Below are 17,587 nucleotides of genomic sequence, written 5' to 3' on the forward strand. Positions count from 1 at the left end.
TCCGAACCCCTTCGACCTTGCTACGCGCCGACCTTGAAGCGCGCGAAGTCCGTCACGGTGATACCGGCGTCCTTCGCCACCTGGGCGACAGAGAGCTTGTTGTCCTTGGCGTAGTCCTGCTCGAGCAGGGCGACCTGCTTGATGAACGCAGAGACGCGACCTTCGACGATCTTCGGGAGCGCCGCTTCCGGCTTGCCCTCGTTGCGAGAGATCTCGGTGACGATCTCGCGCTCCTTCTCGACAGCGTCCGCCGGCACGTCCTCGCGGGACAGGTACGACGGGTTCGCGAACGAGATGTGCTGGGCGATGCTGCGCGCGGTCTCGGCGTCATCACCCGAGTAGGCGACGACGACGCCGATCTGCGGCGGCAGATCCTTGCTCGTGCGGTGCAGGTAGACCTCGACCTTGTCGCCGGCGATCGTGCGCACGCGGCGCAGTTCGACCTTCTCGCCGATGATCGCGGCCTCTTCGGAGATGACCTGCTCGACGCTCTTGTCACCGGCGGATGCGGCGAGGGCAGCGTCGACCGAGTCGGCCTTGACGGCTGCCGCGGCGTCGGCGACCTTGTCGGCCAGCGCGATGAAGCGCTCGTTCTTCGCGACGAAGTCGGTCTCGCATGCGAGCTCGATGAGCGTCACAGCGCCGTCCTGCTCGCGAGCGACGATCAGTCCCTCGCTGGTCGAACGGTCGGCGCGCTTCGCGTTGCCCTTCGCACCCTTGAGACGCAGGATCTCGGTGGCCTTCGCGACGTCTCCGTCAGCCTCCTCGAGCGCCTTCTTGGTGTCGACCATTCCCGTGCCGAGCTGCTCACGCAGGGCCTTGAGGTCAGCGATGGTGAAGTTGGCCATGTGTGGTGGCTCCTTGCTTCGTTAGGTGTGTGTACGAGGGGATTACTTGGCGTCAGCTGCCTCGGCGGCGGCGACCTCAGCGGTCTCCTCACCGGAAGCGGCGGCGATCGCCTCGTCGTGAGCCTCAGCACCGGCCTCGTCGGCAGCGGTCTCGTCGGCAGCGGGCGTCTCGACGACCGCAGCAGCGTCGCCTGCGTCGGCGACCTCAGCGGCGTCAGCGGACTCCTGGACCTCCTGGGCGGGAGTCTCGAGGAGCTCCTTCTCCCAGTCGGCGAGCGGCTCGGCGTCACCCGTCTCCGGGTTGTGCTTCTGCTGCAGGCCCTCGGCCGCGGCGTCGGCGATGATGCGGGTCAGCAGCGAGACGGAGCGGATCGCGTCGTCGTTGCCGGGGATCGGGTACTGGAAGTCGTCGGGGTCGGCGTTGGTGTCGAGGATGCCGATCACCGGGATGCCGAGCTTCTTGGCCTCATCGATCGCGAGGTGCTCGCGCTTGGCGTCGACGACCCAGATGGCCGACGGCGTCTTGGTGAGGTTGCGGATACCGCCGAGGGACTTGTGCAGCTTGTCGAGCTCACGCTTCTTGAGCAGGAGCTCCTTCTTCGTGAAACCGCTGTTCGCCGGGGTCTCGTAGTCGAGTTCCTCGAGCTCCTTCATGCGGGCGAGACGCTTGGAGATCGTCTGGAAGTTGGTGAGGAGTCCACCGAGCCAGCGCTGGTTCACGAAGGGCTGGCCGACGCGCGTCGCCTGCTCGGCGAGGATCTCCTGCGCCTGCTTCTTGGTGCCGACGAAGAGGATCGTGCCACCGTGGGCGACGGTCTCCTTGACGAAGTCGTAGGCCTTGTCGATGTAGCCCAGCGACTGCTGGAGGTCGATGATGTGGATGCCGCTGCGCTCGGTGAGGATGAAGCGCTTGACCTTCGGGTTCCACCGACGGGTCTGGTGTCCGAAGTGCACGCCGCTGTCGAGCAGCTGGCGGATGGTGACCACAGCCATGGTCGTCTCCTGGTTCTGACGCGTTTCTGCGCCGTTGAGGTTGTCAAGCCGATCGGATGATCGGACTTCCTGGTGCCCGGCGCACACCCGCCCTCTGGTGAGAAGGACCTGTGGATGTGGATGCCGCGGATGAACCGCTCTGGGCACGCGTAGTCACCCCGATATCGAGGTGCTCCTCCAGCATACAGGATGCCGCGACGACACCCACCCTGCACCGGTAGCGCTTCGGCGGAGTCGTGCACGCCTGCCGCTGAACCTGCCGAGACCTCGCGACGGCCGTTCGGTCGAGAGGAGACACTCTGCTCATGCGCACTCTGCTCCGAGTGGTTTCCGAAACGACCACGGCCCTGCTCATCTTGCTCGCCCTGTACACAGCCGATGCCTCGGCGCCATCGGGCGACGCCGCCGAGTTGCCGCGCTGGCGATGGCCGCTGACCGGCGTGAGGGCGGCCGTCGAACCTTTTCGCGCGCCCGCGCACGAATACGGTGCCGGTCATCGCGGCGTCGACCTAGGCTCGTCGATAGATGCGCCCGTGACAGCTCCTGCGGATGGCACGGTGGCATTCCGCGGGACCGTCGTCGACCGCCCGCTCCTGACGATCCAGCACGCGGACGGCCTCGTCAGCACCTTCGAGCCAGTCCGAACGACACTGGATCCGGGCGATGCCGTGTCGGCCGGGCAGGAGATCGGATTCGTCGACCTGGGCGGTCACAGCCCGGCGGGAGCGCTGCACCTCGGCGTGCGACGAAATGGCAACTACATCAACCCGATGCTCCTGTTCGGCAGCGTCCCTCGGGCCGTCCTGCTCCCCTGTTGCGACAGCCTGTGACCGATTCCTTGAGCCCAGGACCGACCGAGTTCAAGCATGCCGGGGCATCAGGCGCGGGGATGCGCCAGCCGATAGGTAGTGGTCAGGCGTTCGGCCGAGACGTGTGTGTATATCTGGGTCGTGCCGAGGCTGGCATGACCCAGTATCTCCTGGACCGCCCGCAGGTCGGCGCCCCCGTCGAGAAGGTGCGTGGCGGCCGTGTGCCGTAGTGCGTGCGGGCCGATCGTCTCCGCACCGACGATGGGTGCCAGCACCCTGGCCACCAGCTCGTAGACCGCGCGCGGTCCGATGCGGGCGCCTCGGCTCCCCAGCATCACCGCCGGTGTGAAGGTTCGCCCCCTGGCCACCAGGACGGGCCTGCCGCGACGGAGATACGCCTCAAGCGCGTCCCTTGCCGGAGCACCGTATGGCACGACCCGCTCCTTGGCTCCCTTCCCGAGCACACGGGCTGTGCCTCTGTCGAGGTCGAGGTCGTCGACGTCCAGCCCGCACAGTTCGGAGACGCGGATGCCGGAGCCGTAGAGCAGCTCGAGGATCGCGTGATCGCGCAACGCGATCAGATCTCCCGCCTCGGCCGCCGCCCGATGCGAATCGAGCAGCCCAGTCATCGCGTCCCTGGACGCGACCGTCGGCAGCGTACGACCCTTCTTCGGTGCGATCAGCCGGAGGCTCGGATCATGGGCTATGAGCTCACGCTCGTGCGCCCAACCGAAGAACGACCGGGCAGCAGCGGCTCGCCGGGCGAGCGTCGATCTCGCATCCCCGCGCTGCGTCGCACGCCAGAGCCAGTCTCTGAGCACCTCGAGGTCGACGTCCTCGAGGTCGACGCCACCCGCCGACGTCTGGAGGTCTCTGAGGTCCGATCGATACGCCTTCACGGTCGCCGGCGAGAGCCGACGCACCCGCTCCAGGTGGTCGACGAACGCCTCGGTGGCGACCGCGAGATCCATGACTTCAGCATGCCGCTGTGCAGGGTATCCCCTCTTGAGCCTCGCCGAGCTCTCCGCGGATGCCGCTCACGTGCTCTGCGACGACTGCGCTCGGTGCCACCCCTTTTCATCGAGTACAACATCCCCTTCCAGGTGCAGCAGCCCGAGGCAAGACCGCACCCGGTCCGGAGACAGACCCGACCTTCGGGCGATCTCCTCGACCGAGAGCCGAGACCTCGTACTCATCGCGTCGAGGACTCGCGTGCGATTCGGGTCGTGCTCTTCGCGCTCGGCGCGCGGCTGCTCGATCGGCCCCCACAGCTCTCGCACCTCTCGCGCCGAGGTGACGCACTGTGCGTCGTACTCTCTGAGCAGCCGGTGGCACCCCGCAGATGAGGCCGATGTCACCGGTCCGGGAACCGCTCCGAGCGGGCGGCCGAGGGCGGCTGCGTGCCCCGCGGTGTTCAACGAACCGCTGCGCCACCCGGCCTCGACCACCACAGTCGCCTGCCCGAGCGCCGCGATCAGTCGGTTCCGCGCGAGGAAGCGCCACTTAGTGGGGGCCGCTCCGCACGGGGGTTCGCTCACCACAGCGCCCTCGACCGCAATCTGCTGCAGGAGGGTCTGATGACCGATCGGGTAGGCGCGGTCGACCCCGCCGGCCAGGAAGGCCACGGTTGCTCCGCCCGCACCGAGGGCAGCGCGGTGCACGGCACCATCGATTCCATACGCGCCCCCCGAGACGATCACCGCTCCCGAGGCCGCGAGATCTCCGCTGAGTTCCGCCGCGACATGTTCGCCGTAGCTGCTGGCAGCCCGCGCCCCGACCATGGACACGCGCGGCTCCCTCACGAGCAGATCGACGTGCCCGCGCACCCACAGCGCGCTCGGCGCATGGGGCCCGAGGTCATCGAGGCTCACCGGCCACTGCACATCGCCGGGTATGACCAGCCGCGCTCCGACATCGCGGGCGCTGTGAAGGGCCTGCCGCACCGTTCGAGGATCTGCTCGCGGGCGCCACCGGGTCCTGGCCTCCGCCAACGCCCGAGACGCCTGCCCACTCCCCGCGCCTGAGGGGATCAGCGCAGAGCCATCTCCCAGAGCGGCCGACAGCGCCTCGCCGGCGCCCAGTGCTTCGATCAGCGCACCCGCGACCGCATCGCCGGGCTCGGCGATGACACTCCATGCAGCGCGAGCCACGCACTCCGCGACGGCATCGCCCGGGTGGATGCGGCGGACCGCTGCGACGGTCTCAGGGTCGTCCAACAGTTCGTCCATCATCATGAAAGTCCTCTCCGCAGATGCAGCGCACGGCCGATCTCGTCTGATCCGGGTCGGTCGATCCCTCCCAGGTCGGCCATGGTCCACGCGACTCTGAGCACGCGGTCGTAGCCCCGCAAGGTCAGTGCTCCGCGTTCCAACGCACGATCGAGCGGCGAGCGGGTCGCTGGCGAGAGTCGCTGAGCCCCCTGACGGAGCCACGTTCCCGGCACATCGGCGTTGCGCTGCCAGGGCGCGCCTTCCCACCGCTGGGCCGCACGCTCGCTTGCCGCGAGGACACGAGCCCGCGCCTGAGCAGTCGTGGTCCTCACCCTCCGCTCGTCCGTCGCGTAGGACGAAGCCACCCGGGCGACGTGCAGGTCGATGTCGATCCGATCGCGGAGCGGTCCGGACAAACGTGTCGAGTACCGCCGGATCGCCATGGGGGGACACACGCACTCGGCTCCCCGTACTCCGTGATTCCCGCACGGACAGGGATTCATCGCGAGCAGCAGCCGGAACTTCGCGGGGAATCGGGCCGTGAACCCCGCGCGGTGCACCTCGATGACCCCCGCTTCGAGCGGCTGGCGCAGTGCATCAAGGGCGACACGAGAGAACTCCGCAGCCTCGTCGAGGAAGAGCACGCCGCAGTGCGCCCGCGCGATGGCCCCCGGACGCGCGGCGCGCGACCCGCCTCCGATCAGCGCTGCAACGGATGCACTGTAGTGCGGGGCCTCCAGCGGTGGAGTCCGGTCGAGCGCCGGGATGAGGTCGCCACTGAGCGAGCGTATCGAGGCGACCTCGAGTGCCTCCTGCTCCGCCAATGGCGGCATGATTCCGGGGAGCCGTCGGGCCAGCATCGTCTTTCCCGCACCAGGAGGGCCGCTCAGGAGCATGTGATGCCCACCTGCGGCCGCGACGACGAGCGCTTCGATCGCCTCTTCCTGTCCGACGACGTCGGACAGATCCAGGACGGTCGGTTCCTCGACCACCGGCGAGGCCATGTCGACGGCCTCGACCTCCGGTGTTTCGACATCGGCCCCGTGCCACACCGCGACCTCGGCGAGGGAGGCGGCAGCGCGCACGTCGATCCCGGGTACCAGCCTCGCCTCCGCTTCATTGGCATGAGGAACGATCACCGTTTCGAACCCCGCACGCGCGGCGGCGAACACGGCCGGGAGCACACCCGGTACGGGGCGGATCCGCCCGTCGAGTCCGAGTTCCCCGACATGCACCGTGGCTGCGATCGAGCGCGGTTCGATCGATCCACCGGCAGCCAGAGCTGCCACGGCGATCCCGAGGTCGAAACCCGCTCCGTGCTTGGGGAGGCTCGCCGGAGACAGGTTGACCGTGAGCCGTCGACGAGGCAGGTCGAGTCCGGCGTTCTTGCACGCGTTGTGCACCCGCTGGACCGCCTCGGCGAGCGACTTGTCGGGTAGTCCGATGATCCGGAACTCGGGCGTCTGGTTCGAAAGGTCGGCCTCGACTTCGACGAGATGTCCGTCTACACCGGTGAGCGCGACGGCCCATGTTCGCGCTGTGCTCATGCGATGTCCACGAGATGCTCGAGCGAGCCCAGAAAAGGGTCCGGGCCGATGATCCCGATGACCTCGAGACGCACGGCGCGGGCGCGAGCCACGTCGGGATGTGCGGCGACCCACGCCTGCGCAAGCTGCCAGAGCCGGCGGCGCTTTCGTCGATCGACGGCTTCGAACGGGTGACCGAATGCTGCTGTGCGCCTCGTCTTCACCTCGATCATCGCCAGCTGATCGCCCATTGCGGCGACGATGTCGATCTCTCCCTGCGCACACCGCCAGTTCCTGTCGAGCACGGTGTAACCGTTGCCCGTCAGGTACTGCGCTGCGCGCTCTTCTCCCGCTCGGCCGAGGTCATCTTTTGCTGCCATGCCCTCAGCATCGCGATCCCCTTCGCGGCCTGTGAGGTGCCTTCACGCACTCGCGCTGGACTGGGGACTATTCAGGGACGCCGCATCATGGTGCAGGAGCAGCACCGCGACCGAGGTTCGACGAAGCGGCTCACTCCCCGTCGAGCGACAGTTCCTGCGGGAGCTCGAACTCTCGACGCTGGAGCTCCTCGACGTTCACGTCCTTGAACGTGAGCACGCGCACGGCCTTCACGAAGCGGTCCGCACGGTAGATGTCCCACACCCACACATCGCTCATCGAGATCTCGAAGTAGAAATCGTGCTCGGTATCGCGGCGAACGACGTTGACCTCGTTCGCGAGGTAGAAGCGGCGCTCGGTCTCGACGACGTATTGGAACTGCGACACCACATCCCGGTACTCCCGGAACAGTGCCAGCTCGAGCTCGCGGTCGTAGTCGTCGAAGGCTTCCTCATCCATGATGACTCCATCCTAGAGTCGCGGCGCACCGGGCGCGGCATCGCCGACCGGAGCTGGCCTCGTCAGAACAGGGTCGGGGCGTCGGCGATGGCCCACGATGCACGGTGGAAAGGAGACAGTCCGTTGCTCCGGATGGCATCTCGGTGCTCGGGGCTCGCGTAGCCCTTGTTGCGGTTCCACTGATACGCAGGATGGCTCTCGTGGAGTTCGGCCATGTACCCGTCGCGGGCGACCTTCGCGATCACCGAGGCTGCCGACACGGAGGCGCAATCGCGGTCGGCCTTGATCACCGGTCGTACGCGCAACGGCGACGAATGCACCCGCGACACATAGTCGTGGTTGCCGTCGAGCAGGATGAGTGCCTCGTCCATCGCCGCACCCTGGGCAGCGATCGCCGAAACCGCCCGCGATGCGGCGAGTCCGAGGGCTCGCATGATGCCGACCTGGTCGACTTCTTCGGCACTCGCCCACCCGACGGCGGAGGCCTGCACCCAGGCCGCTGCGCGAGCGGCGACCTCGGGGCGACGCTTCTCCGTCACGAGCTTGGAGTCGCGCAGACCTTCCGGCACGCGACGTCGCGCGCCTGCGGCATCCATCAACGCCGCGCCGACGGCGACCGGTCCGGCAAGCGCTCCTCGGCCGACCTCATCCAGCGCGATGATCACGCCGCACTCCCCCAGGAGCTTGCGTTCCAAGGTCAGCTTCGGAGTGATCACGGTCATTCGGGGTCCGGAACTCCGTTGAAGGTGTCGTGATGCCCGTCGATCGGACCCATCCGATCCAGAGGCCACGTCGTCAGGAACGCCTTCCCGACGATGTTCTCCATCGGGACGAAGCCGCCGCTCGGAAGATCCTGATGCGCGCGCGCATCACGTGAGCGATCGCGGTTGTCGCCCAGCAGCCAGACCGAGTCCTCCGGCACGACGACGTCGAACGGCTCGTTCGAGGCGGCGGTGTCGCCCTCCGGGAGATTCAGGTAGCTGAGTTCGTCGATCGGGGCGCCGTTGATCGTGATCTGGCCGAGAGCGTTGCAGCACACGACATGATCACCCGGCAACCCGATCACGCGCTTCACGAGGTGGTCCTGCGAGTCCGTCGCCGAGATACCCACGAAGTTCAGCACCCAGTCGACCGCCTGCACGAGCGGGGGCTGTGCGGGCGTCTGCGGCTGTGGGTCGAGCCAGCCGCCCGGGTCCTTGAAGACGACGACATCGCCGCGTTCGTAGTCGGTCCACCGAGGGGTCAGCTCGTCGACGAGAATCCGATCCTTCACGAGAAGCGTGCGCTCCATCGACGCCGACGGAATGTAGAAAGACCTCACGACGAAGCTCTTGACCACGAAGGACACGAGGGCGGCGATCACGATGATCACCAGCACGTCGCGAAGGAAGACCAGGAACCCGCGTCGTCTGGAAGTGCGCGTGGCCGGCGAATCAGTCATCAGGTTCCTTCTCGAGTCATACACCGCTCTGGCGCGACGGTATCAAGGTTCGCACACCGGGGACAGAACACAGCACCCCAGGACATCGTGTCCTGGGGTGCTGTGGAGAACCTGCGACTCAGCGGTCGCGCTTCTCCTTGATCTTCGCCTTCTTGCCACGCAGCTGGCGGAGGTAGTAGAGCTTCGCGCGACGCACGTCACCGCGGGTGACGACCTCGATGTGGTCGATCACCGGGGAGTGCACCGGGAAGGTGCGCTCGACGCCCACCTGGAAGCTGATCTTGCGGACCGTGAAGGTCTCGCGCACGCTGTCGCCCTGGCGGCCGATGACGACGCCCTGGAAGACCTGGATACGAGAGCGGCTGCCCTCGGTGATGTTGACGTGAACCTTGACGGTGTCACCGGGGAAGAAGTCCGGGATGTCCGAACGAAGGGAAGCCGCGTCGACGGCGTCGAGGATCTGCATGATCATCTCTCTCTGCACCCGCCACAGGTCGCATGCATGTTTTCAAAGGAACAAGAAGGGAGTGAGCTGTACGAAACGGTGAACGTCCGCGGGCTCCCCTGTGGCAGAGCCGGTCACAGCACAAACACCCATTCTGCCATGGATGCCGCGCCCGGCCAAAACGCTGACGTCAGTCGCGGGTATCGGTCTCCCGCACCACGATGACCTCGTGCGCTCGTGTAGGTGGCGCCGGTTCGTCGACGCTCGGGATCGTGGACCACGTGATGGTCTCGCGAAGTCGGGTCCCGCTCCCCTTCGCCTCGTTCCACAGCTGCCACAGCTGCAACCAGATCAGGGCGATGCCGGCGACGATCGCACCGGTCAGCAACCACGGGAACGCACCGTCGATGAAGAAGCCGACGGCGATCGTGAGTCCGTTCCAGATCGTGAAGCCGACGACATCCCACCACGACACGGCACGTTCGATGCGAACGGATGGGCGCGAGCGCGTGAGAAGAGTGAGCAGGAGCTGACCGACGAAGACGGACGGCATCGCGATGAGCAGTACCCAGAGGATGGACCAGCCGCCCTGGAAGACTCCCCAGCCGATCAGCAGCCAGAGCGGCAGGAGGAAGGCCGCCGGAAGGAGCCAGCGGAAGAAGGCCTGTCGCAACCACATGCTCAGATCGTACGACGACATGCGCCGCCATGGCCCGGTGTTCGCTGAGAGCGGTCGGGCACCCTGCCGCGCAGGATCAGGGAGAATGGAGACGACGAGAGGACACCCGATGATCGAACTGCGCACCCCTGCCGAGATCGACGAGATGCGCGCCGCAGGACGTTTCGTGGCCGAGACGCTGGCGACCCTGCGCGACGAGACGAAGGTCGGGACCAATCTCCTCTCGATCGATCGCCGCGCACACGACATGATCCGCAAGGCCGGGGCAGAGTCCTGCTACATCGACTATCACCCCTCGTTCGGAGCGAGTCCCTTCGGCAAGGTGATCTGCACCTCCGTCAACGATGCCGTGCTGCACGGCCTCCCCCACGACTACACGCTGCGCGACGGCGACCTCGTCACCCTCGACTTCGCGGTATCGGTCGACGGCTGGGTCGCCGACTCGGCGGTGTCGTTCGTCGTCGGCGCAGCGCGTGACGAGGATCTCCGACTCATCGACACGACCGAGCGCGCGCTGACCGCGGCGATCGACTCTGCGACGATCGGAAACCGCATCGGCGACATCTCCGCGGCTGTCGCCGCCGTCGCGCACGGTGACGGCTATTCGATCAACACCGACTTCGGCGGTCACGGGGTCGGACGTACGATGCACGGCGACCCGCACGTACCGAACGACGGCCGCGCCGGCCGAGGCTTTCCCCTGAGGGCGGGACTGGTGCTCGCACTCGAGCCCTGGTTCCTCGCCACGACCGATGAGCTGGTCACCGACCCCGACGGATGGACGCTGCGCAGCGCCGACGGTTCCCGCGGTGCCCACTCGGAGCACACCATCGCGATCACGGAGGACGGCCCGATCATCCTGACCGACCGGTCCTTCCTCGGCGTCGACTGACCGCTGCCACGAGCCGAAACGCGACGGCTTATGCCATTCTGAGTCCATGATTCCGCAGGACCGTCACGTGCCGGAGCGTCTCCTCCTCGCTCGGCATGGGCAGACGGTCTGGAACGTCGAACACCGGCTGCAGGGGCAGCTCGACTCCCCCCTCACCGACGAGGGCATCGCCCAAGCCCATGCGATCGCCGACCGTATCGGTCATGTCGGCGTGCTCACCGTGTGCTCCAGCCCGCTCGGCAGGGCGCTGCGCACCGCCGTCATTATCGCCGACCGGCTCGGAGCCGAGGTGATCGAGGTGCCGGAGCTCGCCGATCTCCACCACGGTGCACTGGCCGGGATGACCTGGGACGAGATCGACGCGGAGTTTCCCACGGCCAGAGAGGAGCGCGCCGCCAATCGCTACGGCTGGGCGTTCCCCGGCGGTGAGAGCTATGCGCAGGCCAGGTCCCGGGCGCGAAAGGCCCTCAGCAGCTGCGGGTGGGCGTCCGAGGGGACACCGCTGGTCGTGAGCCACGAGATGATCGGGCGGATGCTGCGCGCCGAGCTCCGTGGACTCGATGCGTCCAACGCTCTCGGTCTCCGGCATCCGCACGGAGTGGTGTTCGAGATCGACGGCACCTCGGAGCGGATGCTCTGACGCGTGCGCCGGATCTCGTACCGATCCCGACCTCGGTCAGGACCGGGAGGTCTCGTCGCCCGGGAGCAGATCAGGGCGACGCGCCCTGGTGCGTTCGATCTGCTGCTCACGGCGCCACGCGGCGATCGCCCCGTGGTTTCCGCTGAGCAGGACGTCCGGCACCGGACGGTCGCGCCACGAAGCGGGCTTCGTGTACGACGGGTACTCGAGAAGTCCGTCCTCATGCGATTCCTCGACGAGGCTCTCCGGGTTGCCGACGACGCCCGGGATGAGCCTCCCGATGGCCTCGATCATCGCCATCGTGGCCACCTCTCCCCCGTTGAGGACGTAGTCCCCGAGGCTGATGAGGCGCACCTCGCCGAGCTCGGCGGCGTACTCGAACACGCGTTCGTCGATGCCCTCATACCGTCCGCACCCGAAGACGAGGTGCTCGCGGGTCGCCAGCGCACGCGCCGTCTTCTGCGTGAAGACCTCGCCGGCGGGCGAAGGGAAGATGATGGTCGGCCGCTCGGCACCGGACGACTCGGAAGGGCGGGCGACATCATCGAGGGCGAGGCCCCAGGGGTCCGGCTTCATGACCATGCCGGCGCCGCCGCCGTACGGGGTGTCATCGACAGTGTTGTGGCGATCGGACGTCCAGGCACGGAGATCATGGACGCGAAGGTCGATGATGCCGGCGGCCTGTGCCTTCCCCAGGAGGGAGAGCGTCAGCCCGTCGAAGTAGGACGGGAAGATGGAGAGGACGTCGATGCGCACGGGGGAACCGTATCAGCGGTCACTCAGGCGCTTCGGCGTCCGAGCCCGACGGCTGCTCGACATCCGCGGCGTCAGGGAGTTCTTCGAAGAGTCCGGGCGGCGGCGTCACGATCACGCGCCCGCCGGGGACGTCGACGGTGGGGACGATAGCGGCCACGAAGGGCACCATCACCTCCTGCTCGCCGGACTTCACGATGAGCAGATCCTGCGCCGGGAAGTGCTCGACGCGGATGACGCGACCGATGACCGCGTCGTCACGGACGACATCGAGACCGACCAGCTGGTGATCGAACCACGCGTCGTCCTCGACCTCGTCGACATCCTGATCGATCCAGAGGATCGCCTTGACGAGACTCTCGGCGGCCTCACGATCATCGACGTCCTGGAAGAAGACGACCGGATTCCCGTTCATCAAGCGATACTCGCGAACGGTGATGTCCTTGCCATGCCACGGCGATGCCTCGGGCACCTGCACCGTGAATCCGGCGCCGGGGGTGAAACGACCCGCGGGATTGTCGGTGTACAGCTCGAGCTTGAGCCCGCCCTTGAGGCCGTGCGCCTTCACGAGACGCCCGACACGCAGCTGATTCTTGCCCTGGTTGCGGTCCTTCGGCACCACGTCAGTCGTCCGCGACGTCGACGCGGACCCGACGCCCGTCAGCGAGAGCGCTGACGAGGGTGCGAAGGGCCTTGGCTGTGCGGCCGCCGCGCCCGATCACGCGTCCACGGTCATCGGGGTGCACACGCACCTCGAGGAGGTCGCCTCGCGGCGACGTGGATTCACTGATGCGGACATCTTCCGGGTGATCGACGATCCCCTTGACGATGTGTTCGAGCGCGGCGGCGAGCACGGCGAATTACTCTGCGTCGGCGGCGGGAGCCTCAGCGGCCTCCGCGTCGGCCGCGGCGGGAGCCTCCTCAGCGGGGGCCTCCACCTTCTTCTCGGCCTTGGGCTTCACGACGGACTTCTTGGATGCGTCGATCTCGAAGGGGACCTTCGGCTCGGCGACCTTGAGCGTGGACTTCGCGTCCTTGTCGCCCTTGAACTTGCCCCAGTCACCGGTGATCTTGAGGATGGCGGCGACCTGCTCGGTCGGCTGCGCGCCGACGGAGAGCCAGTACTGCGCACGCTCGGAGTCGACCTCGATGAACGAGGGCTCCTCGGTGGGGTGGTACTTGCCGATCTCCTCGATCACGCGACCATCGCGCTTGGTCTTCGAGTCGGCGACGACGATGCGGTAGTACGGCGCACGGATCTTGCCCAGGCGCTTGAGACGAATCTTGACAGCCACGATTCTCCTGAATTGTGTGGAAGGAAACGAACTGATCGCCTGGAGAGTGGGGTGCACACCCGGCGGAAGCTCAAATGAGTGTGGACATCTGCTGGATAGAGGGTCGAGCAGGTGGTCCGACCCTCTATTCTGCCAGATCCTCGCGCCCGGCGCGAAACGTGGCGAAACCGCCGTTGTCGTGTCGCCCCGCCCGCATGTCAGACTGTGCGGGTGAAGCTCGAGTTCGCCTCTTCCGCCCGTTCCACCGTCGGCCTCGAATGGGAGATCATGCTCGCGGATCCCGCGAGCGGTGACCTCGTCGGACGCGCCCCGGAGCTGCTCGCCGCGCTCGAAGCCCAGAGTGAGGACGAGCGCCACACCGTCACCGGCGAGCTGCTGACGAACACGATCGAGGTGACCAGCGGCATCGGCGATTCGGTGGCCCACGCGGTGGATGACATCGCGAACGCCATCACGGCCGTGCGCACCGCGACGGATCCGGCGGGCATCGAGCTGCTGTCGGCGGGCAGCCATCCGTTCGCGCAATGGTTCGACCAGGAGATCACCGACAAGTCCCGGTACCACACACTGATCGAGCGCACCCAGTGGTGGGGTCGCAACATGATGATCTGGGGAATCCACGTGCACATCGGCGTGGAGGACCACCGCAAGGTCTTCCCCATCATCAACGCGCTCTCGGCATACCTCCCCCACCTGCAGGCTCTGTCGGCATCGAGCCCGTTCTGGGCGGGCGAGCGCACCGGGTACGCCTCGAACCGCGCCCTGGTGTTCCAGCAGCTTCCGACGGCCGGGCTCCCCTGGCCGTTGCGCAACTGGTCCCAATACGAGTCCTACCTCGATGACATGGTCCGCACCGGCGTGATGGCCGACGCCACAGAGGTGCGCTGGGACATCCGTCCCGCTCCGCGCTGGGGAACCATCGAAGTGCGCGCCTGCGACGGTCTCTCGACGCTGCCGGAGCTGGCATCGGTCGCGGCGCTCGTGCAGGTGCTCGTCGAACACTTCTCGCGTCAGCTCGACGAAGGTCGGACCCTCCCGGAGCTCCCCGCCTGGTTCCATCGGGAGAACAAGTGGCGAGCGGCGCGATACGGACTCGACGCACGCGTGATCGTCGATGCCGCCGGCACGCAGCGTCCGGTGCGTGAGCATCTCGCCGAAGTCCTCGATGAGCTGGCCCCCGTCGCGGTGGAGCTCGGCTGCGTCCGGGAGTTCGGCAGCAACGCCCTCACTCTCGAGAACGGGGCAAGCTACGAGCGCCAGCTCGTCATCGCCAACGCGACCGCCGGGGATCTCACCGCCGTCGTGCAGCACCTCATCCGCGAGTTCCGCTCCGGGCCGGAGTCCTCGACGGAGGGCGACTAGCCCGAGGACGTCGGGGGCTGCGGGTCAATCGTCGACGAGACGCCGCGCGAGTCCCTCGTCCAGGACGACGTCGGTGATGAGACCCGCCGAGAGTGCGGCCCGCAGGCTCACCAGCTTCGGGATACCCGACACGACGCAGATCCGTCGCGGGACACGGCGCAGGCGATCGAGCCCGGGGCCGGTCGCCCGGGCGTTGACGCGGATGTCCCGCCACGAGCCGTCGGAACGGAAGAACACGGTGGCGACGTCGCCGATCGCGTGATCCTCGCGCAGGCTGCGGTAATCGTCGCGTCCGAGATAGCCGCCGACGTACACGCGGCTCGGGACCTCGGCAGCGGGGGAACCGAGGCTGAAGACGGCCACGTCCATCTTCGCCTGCAGGTCGAGAACGCGGCGGGTGCTGCGCTCGCGCCACATCGCCTCGCGGGTCGCCGGGTCGTCGAAGAACGCGGGCACGGGGAACTGCTGCACCTGCGCGCCGAAGGCACTGCCGAATCGCTGCAGGATGTCGCTCGAGTACTCCACACCGGTGGTCTGGGTGTTGCCCGCCCCGTTGAGCTGCACGAACGTCGTGTTGTGCGTCTCCTTCTGCGTGAGGCCACGGCTGACGGCGCTGATCGTCGATCCCCACGCCACACCGATGATCATGTTGGAGTCGACGAACTGCGACAGCAGACGGCCGGCTGTGAGCGCGACGCGCTCGAGACGTTCCACCTCGCTGAGGATCTCGGGCATCGGCACGACGTGTGCCGCCACCCGGTGCCGATCGCGGATGCGCTGCTCGAGCATGCCCAGCCGCTCCAGCGGCGAGTTGATGCGGATATCGACCAGACCGCTCTCCCGCGCGAAGCTCAGGAGGCGAGAGACCGAGGAGCGGGATGTGCCGAGCTCCTGTGCGATCACCTCCATCGTCTTGTCCTGCATGTAGTAGAGCTGCGCGGCTGTGAGCGCCGCGATCAGCTTGCTGTCGCGGGTTTCCGCGCTCTGACCGACCATCGTGACCTCCTCGACCTCGATCCTTGCACATATGTGCAGTGAGCTTGCGCGGGATGCCACACAGGTCGATGCTGGTTGGCAAGTAAGGAAGAGAGGGTCGACGATGATCGATTCCACACACTCGTCAGCGGAGCGCGCAGAGGTTCGCGCCGTCCGCGAATCCGGACGCACCGGCGTGCTCGTCATCGGTGGCGGTATCAACGGCATCTCCACATTCCGCGACCTGGCACTGCAGGGCGTCGATGTGGTGCTCGTCGAGCGCGACGACTTCGCCTCCGGCGCATCCGCGGCATCGAGCCACATGATCCACGGTGGTATCCGCTATCTCGAGAACGGCGAGTTCCGACTCGTGCGGGAGTCCGTCGAGGAGCGCAACGGACTGCTCAAGATCGCCCCTCACTACGTGAAGCCGCTGCAGACGACCATCCCGATCTACTCCACCTTCTCCGGCATCCTCTCCGCTCCCCTGCGATTCCTGACGCACAAGAGCGGCAAACCGCAGGAGCGCGGCGCGTTCCTCATCAAGGTCGGCCTGACGATCTACGACACGTTCTCGCGCGACGGCGGCATGGTTCCCCGACACCGCTTCCTCGGTCGGAAGAAGTCGCTCGCCGAGCTGCCCTCGCTCGACCCGCACATCAAGTACACCGCGACCTACTACGACGCCTCGATGCACGACCCGGAGCGCCTCGCGCTGGACGTGCTCCAGGACGGTCGCGCCGCTCACCCCGAAGCGCATGCTCTCAACTACGTCGAAGCGATCGCACGCGACGGTGACGAGGTCGTCCTCCGCGATCGGGAGAGCGGCACCGAATTCCGCGTTCACGCGGATGTGGTCGTGAACGCCTCCGGCCCCTGGACGGATCTCACGAACGACGCGCTCGGCGAGGACACCCGCTTCATGGGCGGCACCAAGGGCTCGCACATCGTGCTCGACCACCCCGAGCTGCTCGAGGCGACGCAGGGCAGGGAGATCTTCTTCGAGCACTCCGACGGCCGCATCGTCCTCATCTACCCGCTCAAGGGGCGAGTGCTCGTCGGCACCACCGACATCGACGCCGACCCGCGCGAGGTCCCGGTGTGCACCGATGAGGAGGTCGACTACTTCTTCGACCTGATCCACCACGTGTTCCCGACGATCCCGGTCACCCGCGATCAGATCGTCTACAAGTTCTCCGGAATCCGCCCCCTGCCGCGCCACGAGGACACCGCCCCCGGGTTCGTGTCCCGCGATTACCGCATCGAGGTCGACGAGAAGGGTGCCGTCCCCCTGGTCAGCCTCGTCGGCGGCAAATGGACGACGTTCCGCGCGCTCGGCGAATCGCTCTCCGACGTCGTGCTCGGCCTCATCGGTCGCACCAGGACCGTCTCGACGACCGGACGAGCGATCGGCGGCGGCCGTGAGTTCCCGCGCACCGAGAAGGCACGCCGGATCTGGATCCAGGAGAACCTCCCGGGCGCCGGAGCGCGGGCCGACCAGCTGCTGGCCCGATACGGAACCCGCGCGGCAGATGTGTGGGCGTACGTCGAGCAGGGACCTGACGCGTCCCTCGCCGGCGGCGACCTCTCCACGCGCGAGCTCGAGTGGATGGTGCAGAACGAGATGGTGGCGCGCCTCGAAGACATCGTGCTCCGCCGCACCAGCATCGCCTTCACCGGCAACGCGGACGCCGAGGTGCTCGATGAGATCGCCGACGCGCTCGCACCGATGCTCGGCTGGGATCGCGCGCGCCACGACGCCGAACTCGACCAGACCCGCCAGTTGCTGAACGAACGACACGGACTCGATATCCGCTCCCGCACCCGCGGCTGACAGGACTTCGAACTGCCGCCCTCCTCGCGGTGCAATCCCTCATAACGT

Annotated in this window: 21 protein-coding genes; 5 read left to right on the forward strand and 16 right to left on the reverse strand. The window is 67.2% G+C overall.

Going from position 1 to position 17,587, the window contains the following annotated elements; translation table 11 throughout:
• Positions 1 to 20 precede the first annotated feature (20 nt).
• Together tsf and rpsB are read right to left on the reverse strand one after the other, a co-directional pair.
• Positions 21 to 848, reverse strand: coding sequence for a translation elongation factor Ts (gene tsf, locus ACWGO6_RS01270; RefSeq protein WP_021200481.1), 828 nt, complete (start codon positions 846 to 848; stop codon positions 21 to 23).
• A 42-nt stretch (positions 849 to 890) separates the two neighbouring features.
• Complete coding sequence (gene rpsB, locus ACWGO6_RS01275) at positions 891 to 1,841, reverse strand: 30S ribosomal protein S2 (RefSeq protein WP_136043837.1); 951 nt, start codon at positions 1,839 to 1,841, stop codon at positions 891 to 893.
• A 305-nt stretch (positions 1,842 to 2,146) separates the two neighbouring features.
• Here rpsB and ACWGO6_RS01280 point away from each other — a divergent pair, with 305 nt between their 5' ends.
• The gene (locus tag ACWGO6_RS01280; protein WP_452325645.1) at positions 2,147 to 2,671 is read left to right on the forward strand and encodes a murein hydrolase activator EnvC family protein; all 525 of its coding nucleotides are present in this window, start codon (positions 2,147 to 2,149) and stop codon (positions 2,669 to 2,671) included.
• 47 nt (positions 2,672 to 2,718) lie between these two features.
• On the opposite strand, the gene ACWGO6_RS01285 is transcribed toward ACWGO6_RS01280, so the two are convergent.
• The 9 genes from ACWGO6_RS01285 to ACWGO6_RS01325 all read right to left on the reverse strand — a co-directional run bounded on the left by ACWGO6_RS01285 (position 2,719) and on the right by ACWGO6_RS01325 (position 9,788).
• On the reverse strand, positions 2,719 to 3,621 hold the full coding sequence (locus ACWGO6_RS01285) for a tyrosine recombinase XerC (protein WP_452325646.1): 903 nt from the start codon (positions 3,619 to 3,621) through the stop codon (positions 2,719 to 2,721).
• Positions 3,622 to 3,687: 66 nt separating this feature from the next.
• Positions 3,688 to 4,884, reverse strand: a complete 1,197-nt coding sequence (dprA, locus tag ACWGO6_RS01290) for a DNA-processing protein DprA (RefSeq protein WP_452325647.1) — start codon at positions 4,882 to 4,884, stop codon at positions 3,688 to 3,690.
• Complete coding sequence (locus ACWGO6_RS01295) at positions 4,881 to 6,407, reverse strand: YifB family Mg chelatase-like AAA ATPase (RefSeq protein ID WP_452325648.1); 1,527 nt, start codon at positions 6,405 to 6,407, stop codon at positions 4,881 to 4,883. The genes dprA and ACWGO6_RS01295 overlap by 4 nt, the downstream gene beginning before the upstream one ends.
• Entirely contained in the window at positions 6,404 to 6,766 is a 363-nt protein-coding gene (locus ACWGO6_RS01300) for a YraN family protein (RefSeq protein WP_136043833.1), read from the reverse strand. Before ACWGO6_RS01300 ends, ACWGO6_RS01295 begins: the two co-directional genes overlap by 4 nt.
• A gap of 130 nt (positions 6,767 to 6,896) precedes the next feature.
• Positions 6,897 to 7,223: a DUF2469 family protein gene (locus ACWGO6_RS01305; protein WP_017204525.1), complete on the reverse strand. Its 327-nt coding sequence runs from the start codon at positions 7,221 to 7,223 to the stop codon at positions 6,897 to 6,899.
• 62 nt (positions 7,224 to 7,285) lie between these two features.
• Positions 7,286 to 7,945: a ribonuclease HII gene (locus ACWGO6_RS01310; RefSeq protein ID WP_452325649.1), complete on the reverse strand. Its 660-nt coding sequence runs from the start codon at positions 7,943 to 7,945 to the stop codon at positions 7,286 to 7,288.
• On the reverse strand, positions 7,942 to 8,664 hold the full coding sequence (gene lepB, locus ACWGO6_RS01315; RefSeq protein ID WP_452325650.1) for a signal peptidase I: 723 nt from the start codon (positions 8,662 to 8,664) through the stop codon (positions 7,942 to 7,944). Before lepB ends, ACWGO6_RS01310 begins: the two co-directional genes overlap by 4 nt.
• 118 nt (positions 8,665 to 8,782) lie before the next feature.
• Positions 8,783 to 9,130, reverse strand: coding sequence for a 50S ribosomal protein L19 (rplS, locus tag ACWGO6_RS01320; RefSeq protein ID WP_017830722.1), 348 nt, complete (start codon positions 9,128 to 9,130; stop codon positions 8,783 to 8,785).
• A 169-nt stretch (positions 9,131 to 9,299) separates the two neighbouring features.
• A complete protein-coding gene (locus tag ACWGO6_RS01325) occupies positions 9,300 to 9,788 on the reverse strand; it encodes an MFS transporter permease (protein ID WP_452325651.1) in 489 nt (162 codons plus the stop codon).
• A gap of 109 nt (positions 9,789 to 9,897) precedes the next feature.
• Here ACWGO6_RS01325 and map point away from each other — a divergent pair, with 109 nt between their 5' ends.
• Both map and ACWGO6_RS01335 read left to right on the forward strand, forming a co-directional pair.
• On the forward strand, positions 9,898 to 10,680 hold the full coding sequence (map, locus tag ACWGO6_RS01330; RefSeq protein ID WP_136043829.1) for a type I methionyl aminopeptidase: 783 nt from the start codon (positions 9,898 to 9,900) through the stop codon (positions 10,678 to 10,680).
• A gap of 46 nt (positions 10,681 to 10,726) precedes the next feature.
• Positions 10,727 to 11,320: a histidine phosphatase family protein gene (locus tag ACWGO6_RS01335; protein ID WP_452325652.1), complete on the forward strand. Its 594-nt coding sequence runs from the start codon at positions 10,727 to 10,729 to the stop codon at positions 11,318 to 11,320.
• Between the two features lie 36 nt (positions 11,321 to 11,356).
• Here the strand turns inward: ACWGO6_RS01335 and trmD are convergent, their stop codons facing one another.
• From trmD to rpsP, 4 genes are read right to left on the reverse strand one after another with little or no spacing between them, the layout of a single operon-like run.
• On the reverse strand, positions 11,357 to 12,076 hold the full coding sequence (gene trmD / locus ACWGO6_RS01340) for a tRNA (guanosine(37)-N1)-methyltransferase TrmD (RefSeq protein ID WP_452325653.1): 720 nt from the start codon (positions 12,074 to 12,076) through the stop codon (positions 11,357 to 11,359).
• Between the two features lie 19 nt (positions 12,077 to 12,095).
• Positions 12,096 to 12,695: a ribosome maturation factor RimM gene (gene rimM / locus ACWGO6_RS01345; RefSeq protein WP_452325654.1), complete on the reverse strand. Its 600-nt coding sequence runs from the start codon at positions 12,693 to 12,695 to the stop codon at positions 12,096 to 12,098.
• 1 nt (position 12,696) lies between these two features.
• Positions 12,697 to 12,927 (reverse strand): RNA-binding protein, encoded by a 231-nt coding sequence (locus ACWGO6_RS01350; RefSeq protein WP_136043826.1) that lies wholly within the window; start codon positions 12,925 to 12,927, stop codon positions 12,697 to 12,699.
• Positions 12,928 to 12,933: 6 nt separating this feature from the next.
• On the reverse strand, positions 12,934 to 13,368 hold the full coding sequence (gene rpsP / locus ACWGO6_RS01355) for a 30S ribosomal protein S16 (RefSeq protein WP_376105600.1): 435 nt from the start codon (positions 13,366 to 13,368) through the stop codon (positions 12,934 to 12,936).
• A gap of 210 nt (positions 13,369 to 13,578) precedes the next feature.
• On the opposite strand from rpsP, the gene ACWGO6_RS01360 reads away from it, so the two are divergent.
• The gene (locus ACWGO6_RS01360) at positions 13,579 to 14,730 is read left to right on the forward strand and encodes a glutamate--cysteine ligase (RefSeq protein WP_452325655.1); all 1,152 of its coding nucleotides are present in this window, start codon (positions 13,579 to 13,581) and stop codon (positions 14,728 to 14,730) included.
• 24 nt (positions 14,731 to 14,754) lie between these two features.
• On the opposite strand, the gene ACWGO6_RS01365 is transcribed toward ACWGO6_RS01360, so the two are convergent.
• A complete protein-coding gene (locus tag ACWGO6_RS01365; RefSeq protein WP_376105594.1) occupies positions 14,755 to 15,726 on the reverse strand; it encodes a sugar-binding transcriptional regulator in 972 nt (323 codons plus the stop codon).
• A 103-nt stretch (positions 15,727 to 15,829) separates the two neighbouring features.
• Between ACWGO6_RS01365 and ACWGO6_RS01370 the strand changes: the two genes are divergently transcribed.
• Positions 15,830 to 17,539, forward strand: a complete 1,710-nt coding sequence (locus tag ACWGO6_RS01370; protein WP_452325656.1) for an FAD-dependent oxidoreductase — start codon at positions 15,830 to 15,832, stop codon at positions 17,537 to 17,539.
• The last annotated feature ends 48 nt before the right edge of the window (positions 17,540 to 17,587 follow it).

Source organism: Microbacterium sp. NPDC055665 (assembly GCF_053618035.1).

What these genes read in the sequence shown, in the direction of transcription:
- ACWGO6_RS01300 (WP_136043833.1), bottom strand. Translation starts at nt 6,766, where the DNA reads ATGGCAGCAAAAGATGACCTCGGCCGAGCGGGAGAAGAGCGCGCAGCG.
- ACWGO6_RS01325 (WP_452325651.1), bottom strand. Translation starts at nt 9,788, where the DNA reads ATGTGGTTGCGACAGGCCTTCTTCCGCTGGCTCCTTCCGGCGGCCTTC.
- ACWGO6_RS01305 (WP_017204525.1), bottom strand. Translation starts at nt 7,223, where the DNA reads ATGGATGAGGAAGCCTTCGACGACTACGACCGCGAGCTCGAGCTGGCA.
- ACWGO6_RS01295 (WP_452325648.1), bottom strand. Translation starts at nt 6,407, where the DNA reads ATGAGCACAGCGCGAACATGGGCCGTCGCGCTCACCGGTGTAGACGGA.
- rpsB (WP_136043837.1), bottom strand. Translation starts at nt 1,841, where the DNA reads ATGGCTGTGGTCACCATCCGCCAGCTGCTCGACAGCGGCGTGCACTTC.
- ACWGO6_RS01365 (WP_376105594.1), bottom strand. Translation starts at nt 15,726, where the DNA reads ATGGTCGGTCAGAGCGCGGAAACCCGCGACAGCAAGCTGATCGCGGCG.
- rplS (WP_017830722.1), bottom strand. Translation starts at nt 9,130, where the DNA reads ATGCAGATCCTCGACGCCGTCGACGCGGCTTCCCTTCGTTCGGACATC.
- map (WP_136043829.1), top strand. Translation starts at nt 9,898, where the DNA reads ATGATCGAACTGCGCACCCCTGCCGAGATCGACGAGATGCGCGCCGCA.
- ACWGO6_RS01370 (WP_452325656.1), top strand. Translation starts at nt 15,830, where the DNA reads ATGATCGATTCCACACACTCGTCAGCGGAGCGCGCAGAGGTTCGCGCC.
- ACWGO6_RS01335 (WP_452325652.1), top strand. Translation starts at nt 10,727, where the DNA reads ATGATTCCGCAGGACCGTCACGTGCCGGAGCGTCTCCTCCTCGCTCGG.
- lepB (WP_452325650.1), bottom strand. Translation starts at nt 8,664, where the DNA reads ATGACTGATTCGCCGGCCACGCGCACTTCCAGACGACGCGGGTTCCTG.
- ACWGO6_RS01280 (WP_452325645.1), top strand. Translation starts at nt 2,147, where the DNA reads ATGCGCACTCTGCTCCGAGTGGTTTCCGAAACGACCACGGCCCTGCTC.
- dprA (WP_452325647.1), bottom strand. Translation starts at nt 4,884, where the DNA reads ATGATGATGGACGAACTGTTGGACGACCCTGAGACCGTCGCAGCGGTC.
- ACWGO6_RS01310 (WP_452325649.1), bottom strand. Translation starts at nt 7,945, where the DNA reads ATGACCGTGATCACTCCGAAGCTGACCTTGGAACGCAAGCTCCTGGGG.
- ACWGO6_RS01285 (WP_452325646.1), bottom strand. Translation starts at nt 3,621, where the DNA reads ATGGATCTCGCGGTCGCCACCGAGGCGTTCGTCGACCACCTGGAGCGG.
- tsf (WP_021200481.1), bottom strand. Translation starts at nt 848, where the DNA reads ATGGCCAACTTCACCATCGCTGACCTCAAGGCCCTGCGTGAGCAGCTC.